Here is a 17890-nt window from a genome sequence, read left to right as displayed (position 1 = left end):
GGATCTGTCATGTCGTGGTTAATCCTCATTCTGTCCGGCGCGCTTGAGGCCGTCTGGGCCGCAGCGCTCCACCGTTCCAACGGCTTCCGCAAACCGGTCCCCTCCGCCATCTTCCTGGTCACCGTGATTGCGAGCACCGCGGGCCTGGCCTTCGCGATGCAGTCCATTCCCACCGGAACCGCGTATGCGGTGTGGGTCGGAGTCGGCGTCGTCCTCACGGCCGCTTACGCGATGATCACCAAAGTTGAGCGCCCGACGGCGGCCCGGCTGCTCCTGCTCGCCGGGATCGGTGTGTGCGTGGTCGGTTTAAAGGTGGTGGCGTAGCCATGACCGCCAAGTTTGCATGGGCCATTCTGCTGGCCTCCGCCGTGCTCGAAGCTGTGTGGGCGACGGCCCTCGGACTATCCGACGGCTTCAGCCAAGCCCTCCCCACCGTGGTCTTCGCCGTCACTGCAAGCCTCAGCATGATCGGCCTCGGCATCGCAGTGAAGCGGATTCCCCTGGGAACGGCCTACGCCGTCTGGGTCGGGATCGGAGCAGCACTGACGGTCGGCTGGGCCATGGCCACCGGCGTCGAACCGGCCAGCCCGCTCAAGCTGCTGTTCATTGCGGGAATCGTTGGTTGCGCGGCCGGGCTGAAGGCCCTTCCCACTGAAGCGGTGGAAGTGGCCGAGCCGGCCCGGCCATAAGCGCGGAATACTCCCCCGCCCCACGGAGTTGCCAGCGATGAGACGAACACTCGGCGAAGGAGAACTACCATGAGCCCGGAAACCACGAACGTACAGCTCGGCGATGGCCTGACCGTGAGCCCCCTAGGTTTCGGCGGGATGGCACTGACGCCCGTTTACGGCGAGGTGGATCCCGCCGAATCCCTCAAGACGCTGCATCACGCCGTGGATGCCGGCATCAGCTTCATTGACACCGCGGATATTTACGGCGCGGGCGACAACGAGGAACTGATCGCGAAGCTGCTGAAGGATCGCCGCGACGAGGTCCAGTTGGCCACCAAGTTCGGAATCGTGGGCAACCCACGCGAGGGCTACACCGATGTCCGGGGAGATACCGCGTACGTGGCCCAGGCGGCGGAAGCGAGCCTCCGCCGCCTGGGCACCGACGTCATCGACCTCTACTACATGCACCGCCGCGACCTCCGCGTTCCGATTGTGGAAACCGTGGAGGCCATGGCAGAGCTTGTCCGGGCAGGCAAAGTCCGGCACCTTGGCCTGTCTGAAGTGACAGCCGAGGAGCTGAGGGAAGCCAACGCCGTGCACCCGATCGCCGCCGTGCAGAGCGAGTGGTCCATCTGGAGCCGGGACGTTGAACGCAACGTCGTCCCGACTGCGGCAGAGCTGGGTGTGGGCTTCGTGCCCTATTCGCCGCTTGGACGGGGCTTCCTCACCGGAACCGTCAGCGCCGATCAACTCGGCGAGAACGATTTCCGACACCGCATCCCCCGTTTTGCCGACGGCGCACTCGACGCCAACCAGGCGGTCGTTGCCGCGGTGCGTGCCGTGGCCACCGAGCTGTCCGGGAGCACCGGCCGGGATGCAACTCCCGCCCAAGTGGCTTTGGCCTGGCTTTTCGCCCAGGGCCGCCGCCTCCAGCTCAGCGTGGTCCCCATCCCCGGTACGCGCAAAGCGAACCGGATCGATGAGAACCTGGGCGCCCTGTCGCTCGAGTTGAGCGCCGCCCAACTGGACGTGCTCGACGGCGCCGCGGACGCCGTCGTCGGCTCACGGTCCGCGGATCCCACCTGGGTTTCGCAGGGCCGCGAATAGGCGGTAAGCCGCAGGCAGCTTCCGTAGAGTGGACGAATGGACTCACTCATTCATTCACTGCGCGACATCACCATCCGGCGAATCTCGGTCAGCGAGATGAACAACAACGTGTATCTGCTCACTGCCAAGGCAAGCGGCGCGCAACTCCTGATCGACGCCGCGGACGACCTTCCGGCCATCCAACAGATGATCGAAGACTCGGCCGCGGACACCACCGCCACGCCGAAACTGGCCCTGATCGCCACGACGCACCAGCACTGGGACCACGTCCGCGCGCTTCCCGGGTTGGTGGAAGTTACGGGCGCGAAGACCTCGGCCGGAGTGGACGACGCCGACGCGCTGCCTGTGCCCGTGGACGTGCCGCTGCGCCATGGCGACGTGGGAAACTTCGACGGTTTCGACATCACCGCGGTGCACTTGCGCGGCCACACTCCGGGTTCAATCGCCTACGTGTACCTGGACCCTGAAGGGCCCGCGCACATTTTCAGCGGCGACTCGTTGTTCCCGGGAGGGGTTGGCAACACCCAGAACGATGCCGCACGCTTCACTTCGCTGTTGAACGACGTGAGCGAACGGCTGTTCCAGGCCTACCCGGATGACACCGTGGTGCATCCTGGCCATGGAGATCCGACCACGCTCGGTGCAGAGCGGCCACACCTTGCGGAATGGCGCGAGCGCGGCTGGTAATCCCTAGGGACATGCTCATTCTTCGGGCCTAGGAACGGACATATCAGGAATATGTCCACGCCTTGCTACCAAGGTTGCGCATGTCCAGCGGAGAACCTGGCGAACGGACAATGAGCATGCCCTGCTCTTGGTTCAGAGAGTGGACATATCAGGAATATGCCCACTCCTCGTTGCCCACGTTGAGCATGTCCAGCGGAATGCCTAGACCAAAAGTGGCTTAGCGGCTGCGGCGCTCGTTCGACGCCGGAGCCGAGGCACGGCGCGGGCCGCTGCGGGCTGGACGGCCGGAACCCGAGTTGCCTGAGCCGGAGCCATAGGAGCCACCGGAGTTGCCACCCGTGTTCGAGGACCATACGGACTTGTTGCCGCTGGTACGCGTGGAAGTAGCGGATTCGGTGCGCGGAGCCGAAGCCGAGCGGTTGCCGGCGGCAGCACGCTGACCGGTTGCCGGACGTCCGCTGCGACCACCCTGGCCCTGTGCGCCTGGAACGTCGTTGCGGTGACCGGAAGCAGCGTTGCCGCGTCCACGTGAGCTGCGGGCGACGTCGTCGTTCGCTGCTGCGCGGCGATCGGCGCGGTTGATGTCGGTGCGCACGGGCTCGGCCGCAACCTTGCCACGGCCACCGCGACCACCACGGCCACCCGCAGTGGGTGCAGCCTGGGTGGAACGGCGGTTGCGCTTGCGCTGGGCGTTGGCACCAGTGGAGGTGCCGCCGCCCGGCTGCTGGGTCTTCGCTGCGAGCAATGCCGCACGGGTGCGGGGATCAACCTTGTCGGCAACCTGGCCCACCAGCTCGGCTATCAACGGGGAGTTGGCCGTGACGCGCTCGAACGAGACGTCGACGCCCGCAGCCTTCATGAGCTTCTTGACGTCGGACTGCTGCTCGGGAAGCGTCAGCGTGACCACGGTGCCGTCGGAACCTGCGCGGGCCGTACGGCCGGAGCGGTGCAGGTAAGCCTTGTGCTCTGTGGGCGGGTCGACGTGGATGACGAGTTCGACGTCGTCGACGTGCACGCCGCGGGCCGCGACGTCGGTGGCCACCAGGACCCGGACCTCGCCACTGGCAAACTCGGCGAGGTTACGGTCACGGGCATTCTGCGACAGGTTGCCGTGGAGATCGACGGCGGGGATGCCGCAATCGGTCAGGGTCTTGGCCAACTTGCGTGCGTGGTGCTTGGTCCGCATGAAGAGCAGACGTCGGCCGGCGCCGGAGGCCAACTCCACGATCAGCTGCTTCTTGACGGTCTGGTCGTTGACCACCAGGACGTGGTGCTCCATGGTGGTGACGGCGGCCTGGGGGTCATCCACCGAGTGGGTCAGCGGGTTGGACAGGTAACGGTTGACCAGTTTGTCAACACCGTTGTCCAACGTCGCGGAGAAGAGCAGGCGCTGACCCTGGGTAGGGGTCATGTCCATGAGCTTCTTGACCACCGGGAGGAAGCCGAGATCGGCCATGTGGTCGGCCTCGTCCAGGACTGTGATCTCGACAGCTTCGAGGGTCAGGATGCGCTGGCGGATGAGGTCCTCAAGGCGGCCCGGGCAGGCGATGACAATGTCGACGCCGGCGCGCAACGCCTTTTCCTGGCGGGCCTGGGAGATGCCACCGTAGATGACCGTGGTGTTCAGGCCCATGGCCTTGGCGAGCGGTTCGATGGTGGCGTTGATCTGGGTGGCCAGTTCGCGGGTCGGTGCGAGGACCAGTCCCATCGGGCGGCCGGGCTTGCGGAAGTGCTTGGCTTCGCGCTCGGCGAGACGTGCCACAAGCGGGATAGCGAAAGCGATGGTCTTACCGGAGCCGGTGCGGCCACGGCCCAGGACGTCGCGGCCCGCGAGCGTATCCGGGAGGGTCTTGACCTGGATGGGGAAGGCTTCTTCGATGCCATCTGCAGCGAGGGACTCGGCGATGGCCTTGGGCGTGCCAAGGGCAGCAAAAGTAGTCATGTGTTTCAAGGGTCTTTCTGGCGGTGTCCAACGGACATCGTCCCCCGACGCCGGTTGGGCCAAGGGTTCGCCGAGGAAAAAGTCAGTGATCGACCGGTAGGCAATAAGCCTGGCCAGGACCAGAGAAAACGCGTTCATCGACGCAGGATGTGCCTCTCACATGAAAAAAGCCCACTTCCCAAATTTGGAACTAAGCCAAATTCGGGGACTAGCGGGCATCACTGCACATCAAGTAAACCCATTCTAGCATCTGCGGGTCGCCGGCCTTTCCACAGGGGCCTTTGGGCGGCCGTTGCGTCGCCTGGGCACGTCAGGGCAGGCTTGAGCCATGACGCACCAGCACGACGGCGGAGCCCACCTTCACAGCGAACCCGAACACGACGCCGACGCGGCGCAGTTTTGGGACGAGGTGTACCGGGAAAAGGCGAAGAGGTGGAGCGGGAATCCCAATCCGCAGCTGATCGCGGAAGCCAAGGGCCTGGCTCCCGGCACCGCCCTGGATCTCGGCTGCGGCGAGGGCGCAGACGCCATCTGGCTCGCCCAGCATGGCTGGACGGTGACCGCGGTGGACGTCTCCGCCGTCGCGCTTGAACGGGCAGAAGCCCATGCCGCCGACGTCGGGCTACAGGACCGGATCACGTGGCTGCAACGGAACTTCGGCTCCTGGCGCCCTGACAAGGGCTTCGACCTCGTGTCTTCGCAATTCCTTCATTCTCCGCTTCTTCCGTGGTGCGATTCGCTCGTCTCGGCCGCGTCCGCGGTGGCTCCCGGCGGCGCTTTGCTCGTGGTCGGGCATCATCCTGATGGCCTGACTCCTTGGAGCGGGCACAAGGATATGAAGGACAAGTTCTTCACTCCCGAGGACTTAGTCGAGGCGCTCACGCGCGGCCCGGGCTCGTGGAGGATCAATGTTGCTGATTCCCGGGAACGCGCGGTGACGGGTCCGGATGGCCAACACGCCACCACCATCGACAGCGTTCTCCGGGCCACGCGAACGTCCTAGGCCCGCACGTCGTCCGCCTCGGCGGCGCGGTGCGCCTCCGCACCGTCCACGCTTTCAGCACCCGAGGGCCGCCGGACAGCAACCCGCGGCGCAATGATGAGTCCGACGACGGCGATGGTCGACGTCAGCGCGAACACTCCCGCGAAGGAAGCCGCCGTCGTCGTCAGCGCACTGAAGACGAGTCCCGTCACGGCGAGCGAGAGGGCACCGCCGAGGGAATCGGCGATGGACATTGCCGAACTGTTGAAGCCTTGGTCCTCGGGCTTGGAAAGGGCCAGGGTCATGACGCTCAAGCGTGGGTACATCAGGCCCATCCCGGCGCCCGCGAACAGCCAACCAGCAATCGCCACCGCGGCGGGCCACGAAAACAATGTGGTCACGAGGACAATTACCACCGACCCGAGCACCAGCGCCGACCCGATCCGTACTGCCAGGGCGTTGCCAAGCCTGGAACCCATGCGGCCCTGCACAGCGGACGCCGCTGCCCAGGCGATTGCCGATCCAGTCAGCGCGAGCCCGGCAAATGCCGGGGTGAAGGTGTATCGCTCCGTGAGGAGGTACGGCACGTAAACCTCGGTACCGAAGAATGCGGCCGAAGCGACTCCGCGCATCAAAATGACGCTCGGCAGTCCGCGGTGCGCGCCGAGCGTGCCGCGGGGAACCAGCGGCCGTACTGCCAGCATCGCGGTGACGAGCGCGACGGCGGCAATCACCCAGCCGACGCCGGGCACGTGGCCGGAGAGGTTCAGGCCGAGAACCGCAAGGGCCGCGAGCGCTGCCCATCCCATGCGGCCGAAGGCCCAGGGAACGTCGGCGCCTTCGGGCTTTGCCCCGCCGGCAGCCGCCTTCGAGGAGCCCGTCTTCGGGGAGCCGGCCTCCCGCGGGGCCGCGTTCCGCGCGTCCGGCGTGGACCGCACGCCCCGCATGGCGGGGAGGATCATTGCCAAGGCCGGAACCACGAGGCCGACGACGCCGAGGAACACCCAGTGCCAGCTGCTCAACTGGGCAACCACGCCGGCGGCGAAGGGACCGATCATCGAGGGAATGACCCAGGCCGCCGAGAACGCAGCAAAGACTTGGGCGTGCAACCTGGCGGGATAGACCCGGGCGATCACCACATACAGCGCCACGGTCATGGCTCCGCCGCCGAGGCCTTGGACCAGCCTGCCGGCCACGAGTATCGGCATGGAAACCGAGGTACCGGCGATGAGCAGTCCGGCCGCGAACAGCGCCACGGATGCGTACAGCGGGGCGGACGGACCGCGCCTGTCCGCCCAGTTCCCTGCGGCCACCATCCCGATCACGCCAGTGGCGAGCGGTCCGGCGAACGCCAATGCATAGAGGCCGGCACCGTCCAGCTCGCGGCTCACCAGCGGCATGATGGTGGTGACGGCCATGGATTCGAAAGCTGCAAGGAAGACCAACGCGCAGGCACCCGCTGTCGCCAGGAGATAGGGGCGCTGCAGTATGCCGGCTGTTGAGTCGTGGCTTGTCATCATCCCAGCCTAGAAGCCCAAACGAGTTTGGGGCCACAGAGCCGGCGCGCGGCGGGCGGCCATGCCTGCAGGAGGGCAAGCCATGTGCGGGTGCGTTCGGCGGGTCGTGGAGCGATAACCCGGGCATCCGCTCCCTGGTTTTCCTAGGACTGAGCGACCCACCTTCCCTATGGAAAGCCCGAATGCGGCAGCGGAGAATTGAAGGCATGGGTCAGGAGTTAGCGCTAGGTTTCCGGTGTTTGAGGCATTGTGGTGGAGCTTAAGAGAAGGGCATGGCTAACGAACGCGGCGGCCGCTCGTGTGAGTGGCTTTGAGCGGTGGATGAGGTAAACGTCGTAACTGATCTGTGGTTGCAACGCGGACGCGACGGCTCCTTGTTTCTGGGCTTCCCGGGCTACAGAGCTGGTAACAAACGCGCTTCCGACCCCTTCCAGGACCAAGGGCACAACGGCTTCACGGTGTGGAGTTTCAACGACGATCCTGAGATCGATCCCGCTCTCCCTCGCTTCATTCAGAACTGTTCGGGTACGGGTTCCTGGGAGGCTGCTGATGAATGAGCGCCCAGTGAGGGCTTCCAAAGGAATCTGCGTGGGCTCCTCGTGTCCGGTCCCTGGTGGTGAAATGACCATGATCTCGTTGCGGGCGATGACGTGCGCGACCAGATCCGAGGAGTGAGGTTGACGATCGACAATTCCGATCTCGCATGCAGCGGACAGTACGGCTTGAGTCGCCAGGTTGCCGTCCTCTGCAGGCAGCATGGACAACGTTACGGCGGGGTACTTATCGCGAAATCTGCCAACAATCTGGGCGAGCGGGTCGACACTAAGACCGGGAGGCGAGGTTAGACGAACGTGGCCGCCCTGGAGCCCCTTAAGGGCAACCATCGCTTCGCGCGCTTCGTCCAGGTCCCGAAGAAGGTTTCGGGCCATCGGAAGAAGAACAAGACCGGACTCGGTCAGCACAACTCCCTTGCCCACTCGATGGAAAAGGGGCGTTGCGAGTTCGCGTTCCAATCGCCGGATGCCCTCCGAGAGAGACGGTTGGCTGACGTACAGCACATCCGCCGCGGCGGTGAAACTCCCCGCATCTGCTGAGGAGACGAAGTATTGAAGCCCTCGGAGGTCCATAGACAAATCCTATGGGTATCGAAAGAAAAATAGGCTACCAGGAGGGCAAGTAATGCGGTTCAGTAGATCAAACAGCCGCCACCGTTCAGATTCCCCCTTTGATCACGGTGCCCGGCCAAACATAGGAGAGGCTATGCCCACTGAAGCAACAATCATTCGCTCGAAGGACGATGTTGTCCGCGAAGTCAATGAGACCCCCCGGCTGGGAGGCCGAACGCGGATGATCGGCACCATCGCACTTGGCGGTTTCTTTATCGACGCCTACGACTTCACCAGCCTGAGCGCAGGTTCTGTCCAACTTCAGCAGGAGTTCCATCTCGATGCCCAGACTTTGGGCCTAGTTACTGCAGTCATGGCCTTTGGAGCCATCCTGGGAGCCTTCTCAGGCGGCTACTTTGTCGATCGCTTCGGCCGGCTGAAGATGTTCATGGTGAATATACTGCTGTTCGTCGTCGCCACGATCGGTGCAGCTCTATCGCCCAACTACGGGACGCTCGTGTTTTTCCGCCTCCTCATCGGGATAGGCGTCGGGCTGGACGTGCCCGTCGCGATGGCATTCCTCGCTGAATTCATGGCCGTGAAGAAGAAGGGCAAATGGGTTGAATCGGCAGCGGCCATGTGGTCCGCCGCCACCATCGTCGGGCTCCTCGTCGCACTCGGCATGAACCACGCCGGCGTCGGAACTGAACTCTGGCGCTGGGCAGTTGGCCTGGGCGCTGTACCCGCCATCGTTATCCTTGCCCTGCGGTTCAAGTACATGTCGGAAAGCCCCATGTGGGCAGCAAACCGCGGCGATCTTCCCGAGGCGGCACGAATTCTGAGCAAAATGAACAACCGCCCTTATTCCGTGGATAAGAATGCTGCACTCAACATCATCGAAGCTAAGGACTCACCCGGATTCTTCAAGGTCATGAAGATGCTGTTCGCCAAGCAGTACCGGAACCGCAGTATCCTCATCGTCCTCATCAGCGCGGCCCAAAGCGTTCAGTTCTCCTCTGTCGGCTTTTACCTGCCATTGATCGTTTTCTCTTTCATCTCCAAGAGCGTCGACGTTTCTCTCACGGCGTCAATTGCTGCCAACGCATGCGGATTGGTAGGAGCGCTACTCGCCGGCTCGATGGTCAACCGTCTGGGCTTGCGGAGGCTCTCTATCGTTGGCTTCGGCGCTGTCGGCGTTATCCTCGTCATTCTCGGAATCTGGGGTCAGTCGCTGCCGGCTCTGCTCGGGGTTGCACTCCTGGCGCTCTTCATTGGCTTCCACACCTTCGGCCCCGGCTCGACTGCCCAATCCTTCTCGGCTTTGTCGTACCCCACGCAAATCCGCGGTGCAGGCGCTGGTCTTTCCCAAGCGGCCAACCGCACGGGAAGCCTTACCGCACTGTTCCTGGTACCCATTCTTCTCGCAACGTTTGGTCTTTACGGAACACTGTTCACTCTTGTTATCGCCCCCGTGGTGGGTCTGATTGCTCTTGCGATCGTCAAGTGGGAGCCGATCGGTAAGAACACGGAGGAGGAGGTCGAGGAGTCCCTTGTCCCGATGCACTGAGGCAGCCGTGAAGCAGCCAAACCAACAACTACGAGGACCCTTGAAACCACGAGCGGAATTACTTCAATGGCTCAACCCAAATCTCGACTACGTCACCGCAGAGGGTGCCGGGGACTTGCTGGATGCGGTCGCGGCCAGCCTGCAGGGCCATGGTCCTACCAATCTCTTTGATGACCCGCCACCGCTGATCTTCGATCCTGTGAAAGCATCGGCTTATCGGCCCGATCCGGTTGAGCTCCCCGGTTCCCGGACCGACGAAGCCCGGGAACCAGATCTCGACGGCCTTCCCTGGATTCCCGGACATGTGCTGGCCGACCTTACGGCGCGGGGTGTCCTGACGCGCTCCGAGGTGATAAAGGCCTTCTCCTACCAGATAGACACGTGGGACTCTTCCCTCAACGCCTTTATCCGCGTAACCCTTGATCCCCAGACTGATTTCGGTGATTCGGGCGGTCTTTTGAAAGGCATCCCCATAGGACTGCAGGACATGGTCTGCACGTCCGGGATCCCTACGACTGCGGGATCGAGTATTCTGCGTGATTTCGTTCCTGACAGAGATGCGGCGGCTTGGAAGCGGTTGAAAGGCGAGGGAGCGATGCTCGCCGGCAAGCTCAATACTCAGGAGTTCGCAGCAGGAACGACCGGAACGAACGATCACTATGGCAGCATGCGCAACCCCTGGGACCTGGCACGCACGGCCGGAGGGGCAGCGGGCGGTGCCGGAGCCGCTGTTGCTGCGGGCCTCGTCTCTTCTGCGGTTGGCACTGATCCGGGAGGATCAATCAGGGTTCCGGCAGCACACTGCGGAATCGTGGGTCTCAAGCCGACATTTGGTGTCATGGATCGAAGCGGGGTAGTTCCCCTTACGTGGACTACCGAAACCATGGGCGTTTTGGCACAGACAATCAGCGGTACAGCGAGTATCGCGGACATGCTTCTGGATGGTCGGGCACGGCAGAGGTATGGAATGTCCTGTCAAGAAGCGTCGGCCCGTGGGTCTGCCCGGGATCGGATTGATCTACGCATTGGCGTGCCGACTAACTGGCTTGAGATGGGCTTGGACGACGGGGTACAGCGCGCTTATCTTCAGGCCCTAACGGAGCTGGCCAGCTTAGGCGCGACCGTTCATGAGGTGGTATTGCCGGACGCAGCTGCCATAGCGCCAGTTCACCGCGCTATTGCCTTTTCGGAAGCGTCCAGTATTCATGAGGAGCTCATCAGGGATCGAGCGACTGAGTATGGCCAGGACATCCGACAGCGACAGGAAGCAGGCAGAGGGGTCATGGCAAGTGAGTATCTCAAGGCCGCTCGGCTGCGAGGGTTCTTTGCCCGCCAATTCTCGGAAGTCTGGAAGGACGTGGATGTCATCGTAACGCCGACGACGCCGGTCCCCGCAGCTCCGGTGGATACCCCTTCCATCAGTACTGGATCCAGGGGCGAAGAAGCGGCTCACACTGTTTACACGCGCTATGCGGCTCCTCTAAACACTTTGGGATTACCTGCGCTCTCGGTGCCGTGCGGGTTCACGAAGGAAGGGCTCCCTGTCGGGCTGCAGTTGTGTGGACCGCCGCACAGTGAACCGATGCTCTTCTACGTTGGTGCTGCGTACGAAAGCAAGACGCCTTGGCATCTGCGTCATCCGAACCACCCTGTAACTCCCGGCGGAAAGTGAACAAGCTCGTGAACAACATCGAACCCTTCGACGTCGTCATTGTCGGCGGAACTGTCGTTACCCCTGAAGGCACCCGACGGGCCGATATCGGAATCCGAGGCGAAACGATCGCCGCGGTGGAACCGGATCTAAGCCAGATGGCAGCGAAGAATGTTGTGTCAGCCGTAGATCGAATCGTTCTTCCCGGCGCTATTGATTCGCATGTGCATTGTAGGACCTGGACGGATCACTCAGATGAAATCGGGGACAGTCATCGTTCCGCGGCCTTTGGAGGCGTAACAACGGCCATTACCCAAATTCGGGCACCAATCGACATGGCTCCGTCGGATGCCATCGAGCATTTTATCGACCTAGGCAGCCGTACATCGGTTATAGATTTCGGACTTCACACGATTGTGCGACCTGAGCACGACCTGGACAAGGAAATTCCCAAGCTGATGGTGCTGGGAAGCGCCTCGGTCAAGTTCTTTATGTCCTATAAGGACATGGGAATCATGATGCCCGACAATCTTTTGCTCCGCGGCTTGGGTTTGATCCGCGACGCCGGTGGCCTTGCCATGGTGCACGCTGAAGACGGGGAGATGATCGGCCACCTTATTGCGGGAAGCCGCGCAGCAGGCAAGACCGCCATCAGCGATTTCGCGGCAGCGGAACCGGCAGCAGCAGAGGATCTGGGAACCATCAGGGCGTTGACTTACGCCGCGGTGATGGATTGCCCGCTCTACGTTCTTCATATGACAACGAGCGGCGCCATCCGGGCACTGCGGGAGGCACAGAAGGCCGGGCAGAGGGCGTGGGGGGAGACTTGTCCGAAGTATCTCACCCTGACTAATGACGACCTCATCGCCCGGGGTCCTTTGGCGAAAGTTGGGCCGCCTTTGCGGACGGCCTTCGACAACGACAGTCTTTGGCAAGCACTTTCTGACGCAACGCTTTCTGTGGTCGCAAGCGATCATGCACCGCGTGATCGTGAAAGCCTGACGGAGACGACAGACATTTTCGCAGAACCCTACGGTGCGCCTGGAACTGAGACCCTGCTGCCCATCATGTTTGATGAGATGGTCAGTCGCCGGGGCCTGGATCCGGCGGAGCTTGCTGCCGTTCTGAGCAGTAATCCTGCGAAAATCTATGGGCTCTACCCCAAGAAGGGGGCAATCCAAGTAGGATCCGACGCTGATTTGGTCATTATCGATCCCAAGCGGACGGAGACAATTCAGGCTCGTACGCAGCACACGGGTGCGACGTACAGCCTTTACGAGAACCGCTCAGTTACGGGATGGCCTACACACTCCTTCCTCCGTGGGCGCGCGCTCTTGGTGGACGGTTCTTTGGCTCAGGAACCTGGCTACGGCAGTTATCTGCCGAGGAAGGCCGAGAATCTCATGCAGCTGGCTCCGGGGCAGAAGGCCACGTGAGAAAAGCCATCCTTTGGCAGCTCTCGGCGGTTGAACAGGCTGACGGAGTCCGGGAAGGCCGGTGGTCCGCAGAAATGCTGACCACCGCCGTCCTGGAGCGGATCGCTGACGTCAACCCGAGGCTGAACGCCTATGTCACCATGAATGATCAAGCATTGGATGAGGCCCGGGCCGCAGACCGCAGGCAAGCGGCGGGGGAGCCGACCGGTCCACTGCACGGCGTACCATTTTCGGTGAAGGACCTCATCCCCACAAAGGGGTTGCGTACAACACTGGGAAGTTTGGCCCATCAGGACTGGGTTCCGGATCAGGACGAAATCTCGGTGGCAAGGCTCCGCGAGGCCGGAGGCATACTGATCGGCAAGACGAATACTCGAGAGTTGGGATACGGCGTCGTCACAGATAACGAGCTGTTCGGCCCGACACGCAACCCGTGGGATGTTGGCATGACGGCGGCGGGCTCATCGGGGGGTGCCGCAGCCGCCGTCGCCGCGGGCATGGGATCGATAGCGCTGGGTAGTGATGGCGGCGGATCTTTGAGGGTTCCGGCAGCCATATGTGGCGTTTTTGCACTAAAGCCCACATTCGGCGTGGTCCCGTTGTACCCGTCGTCGCGCCTGCCACTCAGAACTGGTCTAAATAGCTGGGAATCGCTTGAATGCATCGGGCCGATCACGCGCACAGTCGCTGACAGCGCACTGGTCATGTCGGTTATTGCCGGGGTGGATGTTCGGGATCGGCATTCCGTACCGCTGGACATGGGACACGGAACATCCCGGCAAAGAGATCTCGTCCTTGGGTACAGCCCAAGTCTTGCCGGGGCGGAGGTTGACTCCGAAGTGGCCGAGATAGTCGAGGCGGCCGTTAGGGCGGTGGCTTCGCGGCAGTCATGGATCGTCCGGGAAGCGTCCCCTCAGTTGCCGGCATTGCCGGATCTCCGGGAAATATTTGCGGCAACAGTGGCGATGGACACGGACCTTGAGGAACTTCGCAAACTCGCAGATCATGTGACTGTTTCTCCGGATATCCGGGAGCTTGTTGATCGACAGTGGACCGGTGATGAGCTGACACGGGCGCGGAGGAATCGACAGATCGTCTATGACACCATGCGAAGGTTTGGTGAACTCCACGACGTTCTCCTAACGCCTACCACAGCCACTCCGGCATTTCCTGTCGGGATGCGATTTCCCGAGGATGGAGACTGTGGAATTGCTGACGGACGCCAATGGTCACCGTTCGCATTTCTCTCCAACCTCACAGGGCAGCCTTCGGTCAGCATCCCGGTGGGACGTACCCGCAACGGGCTTCCAGTGGGTGTGCAAGTCAGTGGCCGGCATTTTGCTGACGATACATTGCTGGACGTCGCGCAGGCATTTGAGCAAGCGCATCCCTGGGATCACAGCTTCCAATATGGAGGCCCTGGATAGCGCTCCGACGCCGCACACCTACCCGGCCCGGTGAGTCACGCCGTCGTCGTCCATTCGATTGCGGGCAGCATCTCACCGGCGGCGGTCGGCACGACGGCGCCAGTCGCCGTCGAGTCCGGGTTCAGCATCCAGCCGACCCGCTTGGCCGTGCTCAGCATCACGACGCTCTCGACGAGTTCGATGCCGGGAATCCGCTGCTGGATGGCGAGTTCCATCTCCATGACCTCGGCCAGCGAGCGCAGCCACATGATGATCACAAAGTTGGTGCTGCCGGTAGTGGAGGCCGTGAACCTGACGTTCCTGACGGCCCGCAGCTCGGCGGCCGCGGCTTCATGCTGGCCTGCTGGAACATTCGCGAACCACTGGCACGTCATGGGATAGCCGGAGAATTGCTGGGCGATTTCGCAGCGGAAGGACAGCATCCGGCTCGCGAGCACCCGGCCGAGCTGCCGCTGGACCGTGGCAGGGTGACGTCCCAATGCACGTGCGATTTCCGCGGCGGACGCCCTTCCATCCCGGGCGAGGAACGGAAAGAGTGCCATATGGCTCTCAGGCAGCGGGGTGACCTGAGCGTAGGGGGCGGACGGATTGAGCGCTTCCGGCCCGGCGAGGGCGCGCAGCGCCTGCTGCTCCGCCCGGCTCAGGACGTTGAGCCGCCACGCATAGCCGCTTGTGTGGATGCGGGTGCAGAGCGAGGTCCGGTACTTGGTGAGTCCCCGGATTTCCTTGAGCTGGGGCAATAGCCGGCTGCTGAATTCGCCCAGGTCCTGGGTGATCACGGTGAGCATGAGGTCCCGGTTGCTGGCCGCCTCCTCAACCGTGATGATCTCCGGAATCGCCGCGAGCGCGGCCGTGACCTCGGGCCTGAGGTGCATTTCGCAGTCCACGTCCAACAGGGCAAGGCAGGCGTGCTTGGGGTCGCCCATGAGGTGCGCCGTGGTCCAGGCAGCTCCGGACTCTCGCAGGCGGTCCCATCGGGAGGCCAACGTGGTTGCGTGGACGTCCAGGACCTCGGCGGCGTCGGACCAACTGATCCGCGGCGAGATCTGGAGGGCATTGATCAGCCGGAGGTCCTCTTCACTGAGTTCCATCAGCGATCCTCTCCTTGGTGATGCATGATTCTTGTTAATTCTGGCATGATCTTGAATTTTTTCAGGGCTTTAGAAGATTGTGAGGCTAATCACTCCACAATGGCTATGGATACCTACCAAACGTTCAGGAAACAGGAGAACAGATGTCGATCGCCTCAGACGCCAAAGAGATGCAGGGAGAAATCGCCCGGTTCCGTCACGAGCTCCACCAGGAACCGGAAATCGGCCTGGATCTCCCACGCACCCAGGAAAAGGTGCTCAAGGCGCTCGACGGGCTCCCGTACGAAATCACCCTTGGCGAGAGCACGACGTCGGTCACCGCGGTCTTGCGCGGCGGCGCGCCGCACGCCTCAACCCGGAAGCCGGCTGTGTTGCTCCGCGCCGACATGGACGGACTTCCCGTCCAGGAGCGCACCGGCGTCGAGTTCTCCTCGAAGATCGACGGCGCCATGCACGCCTGCGGCCACGACCTCCACACGTCCATGCTCGCCGGAGCCGCAACCCTGTTGGCCGAACGACGCGATCAGCTGGCCGGCGACGTCGTCCTGATGTTCCAGCCGGGCGAAGAAGGCTTCGACGGCGCGGGCCACATGATCCGCGAAGGCGTCCTCGACGCCGCCGGCCGCCGTGTTGACGCCGCCTACGGCATGCATGTCTTCTCCTCCTTGGAACCGTATGGCCAGTTCTGCACCAAGCCGGGCGTCATGATGAGCGCCTCCGACGGACTCTTCGTCACGGTCCTCGGTGCCGGCGGTCACGGCTCAGCGCCGCACGCGGCCAAGGACCCGGTGACTGCGGCCGCGGAAATGGTGACCGCCCTGCAGGTCATGATCACTCGGCAGTTCAACATGTTCGATCCCGTAGTCCTGACCGTGGGCGTACTGCAGGCAGGTACCAAGCGCAACGTCATCCCCGAGTCCGCGCGTTTCGAAGCCACCATCCGCACGTTCTCGGAAGCCTCCCGCGACCGGATGATGACCGCGATTCCGCAGCTCCTCCAGGGTATTGCCTCCGCGCATGGCCTGGAAGTAGACGTCGATTACCGCGGCGAATACCCCATGACCGTCACTGACGAGGACGAGACCCACACCGCCGAGAACGTCATCTCGGACATGTTCGGCGATTCCCGGCTCTCCCGCTGGGCCACGCCGATCAGTGGCTCGGAGGATTTCTCCCGGGTCCTGGCCGAAGTTCCGGGAACCTTCGTGGGCCTCAGCGCCGTACCGCGGGGCGTGGACCACACCACCTCACCGTTCAACCACTCCCCTTACGCCACGTTCGACGACGGCATCCTGTCCGACGGTGCGGCGCTCTACACAGAGCTCGCGGTCTCCCGCATCGCCACCCTCGCCGCCGGCAACTAACCCCCACCCCAACCTTGGAGCAAGACATGACCGCCACCGTTGGCACTTCAGACACAGTCCAGGTTCACAAGTCCCATCTGCGAACCCTCATCGGCACCGGCATCGGCAACGCCGTCGAATGGTACGACTGGGCCATCTACGCCACGTTCTCGCCTTTCATTGCCAGCGCGCTCTTCAGCAGTGCCGATCCCACGTCCGCGGTTCTCTCCACCCTGGCGATCTTCGCCGTCGGATTCGTGGCCCGACCGTTCGGCGGCTTCGTCTTCGGCTGGATCGGCGACAGGATCGGTCGCAAGACGTCCATGACGTTCGCCGTCGGCCTCGCCGCTGTCGGCAGCCTGCTGATCGGTATCGCCCCGACCTTCCAGGCTGTCGGGGCCTTGGCATCCGTCATGCTGCTGGTGGCCCGCCTCATCCAGGGCCTCGCCCACGGTGGCGAGCTGCCGTCGTCGCAAACGTACCTGTCCGAAATGGCGCCCAAGGAAAAGCGCGGATTCTGGGCGACCCTCATCTACACCTCCGGAACCGCCGGCATCCTTGCCGGAACCTTGCTGGGCGCCATCCTGACCGGCGTGCTGAGCAAGGCCGACATGAACGCCTGGGGCTGGCGCGTGCCGTTCCTGGTGGGCGGCGCCCTGGGCATCTACGCCTTGGTCATGCGGGCCAAAATGAAGGAGACCGAGGCATTCGAAGCCGAGGTGCCCAAGGAAAAGCGCGAGCCCATGTGGCCGCAGATCGTCAAGTACCGCAAACAGGCCCTGCAGGTTATCGGGCTGACCGTCGGCCTCACCGTTGTCTACTACATCTGGGGCGTCGTTGCGCCGAGTTATGCGGCGAGCACCCTCAAGATGGACCGTGGAGCAGCCCTGTGGGCCGGCGTCATCGGAAACATTGCGTTCATCGCGGCGCTGCCGTTCTGGGGCAAGCTGTCCGACCGTATCGGCCGCAAGCCCGTGCTGATCATGAGCTCGGCAGGTGCGGCGTTGCTGCACTTCCCCATGACCTGGCTCCTGAAGGATTCCCCGTGGCAGCTGGCCGTTTCGATGTCCGTGATGTTGTTCTTCATCGCCGGCAGCGCCTCGATTGTCCCGGCCGTATATGCGGAGCTGTTCCCGACCAAGATCCGCACCGTGGGCGTCGGCGTCCCGTACTCCATCTGCGTAGCGGTCTTCGGCGGGACGGCCCCGTACTTGCAGACCTGGCTCGGCAGCATCGGCCAGGCCAACATGTTCAACGTCTACGCCGTGATCCTGCTGGCCATCGGAATCGCGTTCGCCTTCATGATCCCCGAAACCAAGGGCAAGGACCTGACGCACTAACTCCCACGCCCGGACCCAACTGA

At 63.0% G+C, this 17890-nt stretch carries 15 protein-coding genes; 11 read left to right on the top strand and 4 right to left on the bottom strand.

What is annotated here, in order from left to right; translation table 11 throughout:
* Nucleotides 1–9 precede the first annotated feature (9 nt).
* From ABD742_RS00900 to ABD742_RS00885, 4 genes are all read left to right on the top strand, one after another.
* A complete protein-coding gene (locus tag ABD742_RS00900) occupies nucleotides 10–324 on the top strand; it encodes a DMT family transporter (RefSeq protein ID WP_234754723.1) in 315 nt (104 codons plus the stop codon).
* Nucleotides 325–326: 2 nt separating this feature from the next.
* Nucleotides 327–689, top strand: a complete 363-nt coding sequence (locus ABD742_RS00895; protein WP_234754721.1) for a DMT family transporter — start codon at nucleotides 327–329, stop codon at nucleotides 687–689.
* 69 nt (nucleotides 690–758) lie between these two features.
* Entirely contained in the window at nucleotides 759–1778 is a 1020-nt protein-coding gene (locus ABD742_RS00890) for an aldo/keto reductase (RefSeq protein WP_234754720.1), read from the top strand.
* Between the two features lie 36 nt (nucleotides 1779–1814).
* Nucleotides 1815–2465, top strand: coding sequence for an MBL fold metallo-hydrolase (locus ABD742_RS00885; RefSeq protein ID WP_234754718.1), 651 nt, complete (start codon nucleotides 1815–1817; stop codon nucleotides 2463–2465).
* A 217-nt stretch (nucleotides 2466–2682) separates the two neighbouring features.
* Here ABD742_RS00885 and ABD742_RS00880 read toward each other — a convergent pair whose 3' ends face one another.
* Nucleotides 2683–4407: a DEAD/DEAH box helicase gene (locus ABD742_RS00880; RefSeq protein WP_234754716.1), complete on the bottom strand. Its 1725-nt coding sequence runs from the start codon at nucleotides 4405–4407 to the stop codon at nucleotides 2683–2685.
* Nucleotides 4408–4735: 328 nt separating this feature from the next.
* Here ABD742_RS00880 and ABD742_RS00875 point away from each other — a divergent pair, with 328 nt between their 5' ends.
* Nucleotides 4736–5410 (top strand): SAM-dependent methyltransferase, encoded by a 675-nt coding sequence (locus ABD742_RS00875; protein ID WP_234754714.1) that lies wholly within the window; start codon nucleotides 4736–4738, stop codon nucleotides 5408–5410.
* Here the strand turns inward: ABD742_RS00875 and ABD742_RS00870 are convergent.
* Nucleotides 5407–6906 (bottom strand): MFS transporter, encoded by a 1500-nt coding sequence (locus tag ABD742_RS00870; protein WP_234754712.1) that lies wholly within the window; start codon nucleotides 6904–6906, stop codon nucleotides 5407–5409. The genes ABD742_RS00875 and ABD742_RS00870 overlap by 4 nt on opposite strands.
* A 224-nt stretch (nucleotides 6907–7130) precedes the next feature.
* Nucleotides 7131–8033, bottom strand: coding sequence for a LysR family transcriptional regulator (locus ABD742_RS00865; protein WP_234754710.1), 903 nt, complete (start codon nucleotides 8031–8033; stop codon nucleotides 7131–7133).
* A gap of 133 nt (nucleotides 8034–8166) precedes the next feature.
* Between ABD742_RS00865 and ABD742_RS00860 the strand changes: the two genes are divergently transcribed.
* From ABD742_RS00860 to ABD742_RS00845, 4 genes are read left to right on the top strand one after another with little or no spacing between them, the layout of a single operon-like run.
* Nucleotides 8167–9579, top strand: a complete 1413-nt coding sequence (locus ABD742_RS00860) for an MFS transporter (RefSeq protein ID WP_234754708.1) — start codon at nucleotides 8167–8169, stop codon at nucleotides 9577–9579.
* Nucleotides 9580–9619: 40 nt separating this feature from the next.
* Entirely contained in the window at nucleotides 9620–11251 is a 1632-nt protein-coding gene (locus tag ABD742_RS00855) for an amidase (RefSeq protein ID WP_234754706.1), read from the top strand.
* A gap of 8 nt (nucleotides 11252–11259) precedes the next feature.
* Nucleotides 11260–12666, top strand: a complete 1407-nt coding sequence (locus ABD742_RS00850) for an amidohydrolase family protein (RefSeq protein ID WP_344786899.1) — start codon at nucleotides 11260–11262, stop codon at nucleotides 12664–12666.
* Nucleotides 12663–14093 (top strand): amidase, encoded by a 1431-nt coding sequence (locus ABD742_RS00845; protein ID WP_234754695.1) that lies wholly within the window; start codon nucleotides 12663–12665, stop codon nucleotides 14091–14093. Before ABD742_RS00850 ends, ABD742_RS00845 begins: the two co-directional genes overlap by 4 nt.
* A gap of 35 nt (nucleotides 14094–14128) precedes the next feature.
* Here the strand turns inward: ABD742_RS00845 and ABD742_RS00840 are convergent, their stop codons facing one another.
* A complete protein-coding gene (locus ABD742_RS00840) occupies nucleotides 14129–15184 on the bottom strand; it encodes an Lrp/AsnC family transcriptional regulator (RefSeq protein WP_234754694.1) in 1056 nt (351 codons plus the stop codon).
* Between the two features lie 143 nt (nucleotides 15185–15327).
* On the opposite strand from ABD742_RS00840, the gene ABD742_RS00835 reads away from it, so the two are divergent.
* Both ABD742_RS00835 and ABD742_RS00830 read left to right on the top strand, forming a co-directional pair.
* On the top strand, nucleotides 15328–16548 hold the full coding sequence (locus ABD742_RS00835; RefSeq protein ID WP_234754692.1) for a M20 metallopeptidase family protein: 1221 nt from the start codon (nucleotides 15328–15330) through the stop codon (nucleotides 16546–16548).
* A 26-nt stretch (nucleotides 16549–16574) separates the two neighbouring features.
* The gene (locus tag ABD742_RS00830; protein WP_234754690.1) at nucleotides 16575–17867 is read left to right on the top strand and encodes an MFS transporter; all 1293 of its coding nucleotides are present in this window, start codon (nucleotides 16575–16577) and stop codon (nucleotides 17865–17867) included.
* Nucleotides 17868–17890: the final 23 nt, after the last annotated feature.

Origin of the sequence: Arthrobacter ramosus (assembly GCF_039535095.1) — a bacterium.
Classification (GTDB): Bacteria; Actinomycetota; Actinomycetes; order Actinomycetales; family Micrococcaceae; genus Arthrobacter; species Arthrobacter ramosus.
The sequence above is the reverse complement of the archived record's forward strand: the minus strand, read 5'-3'. Positions and strand labels throughout refer to the sequence as shown.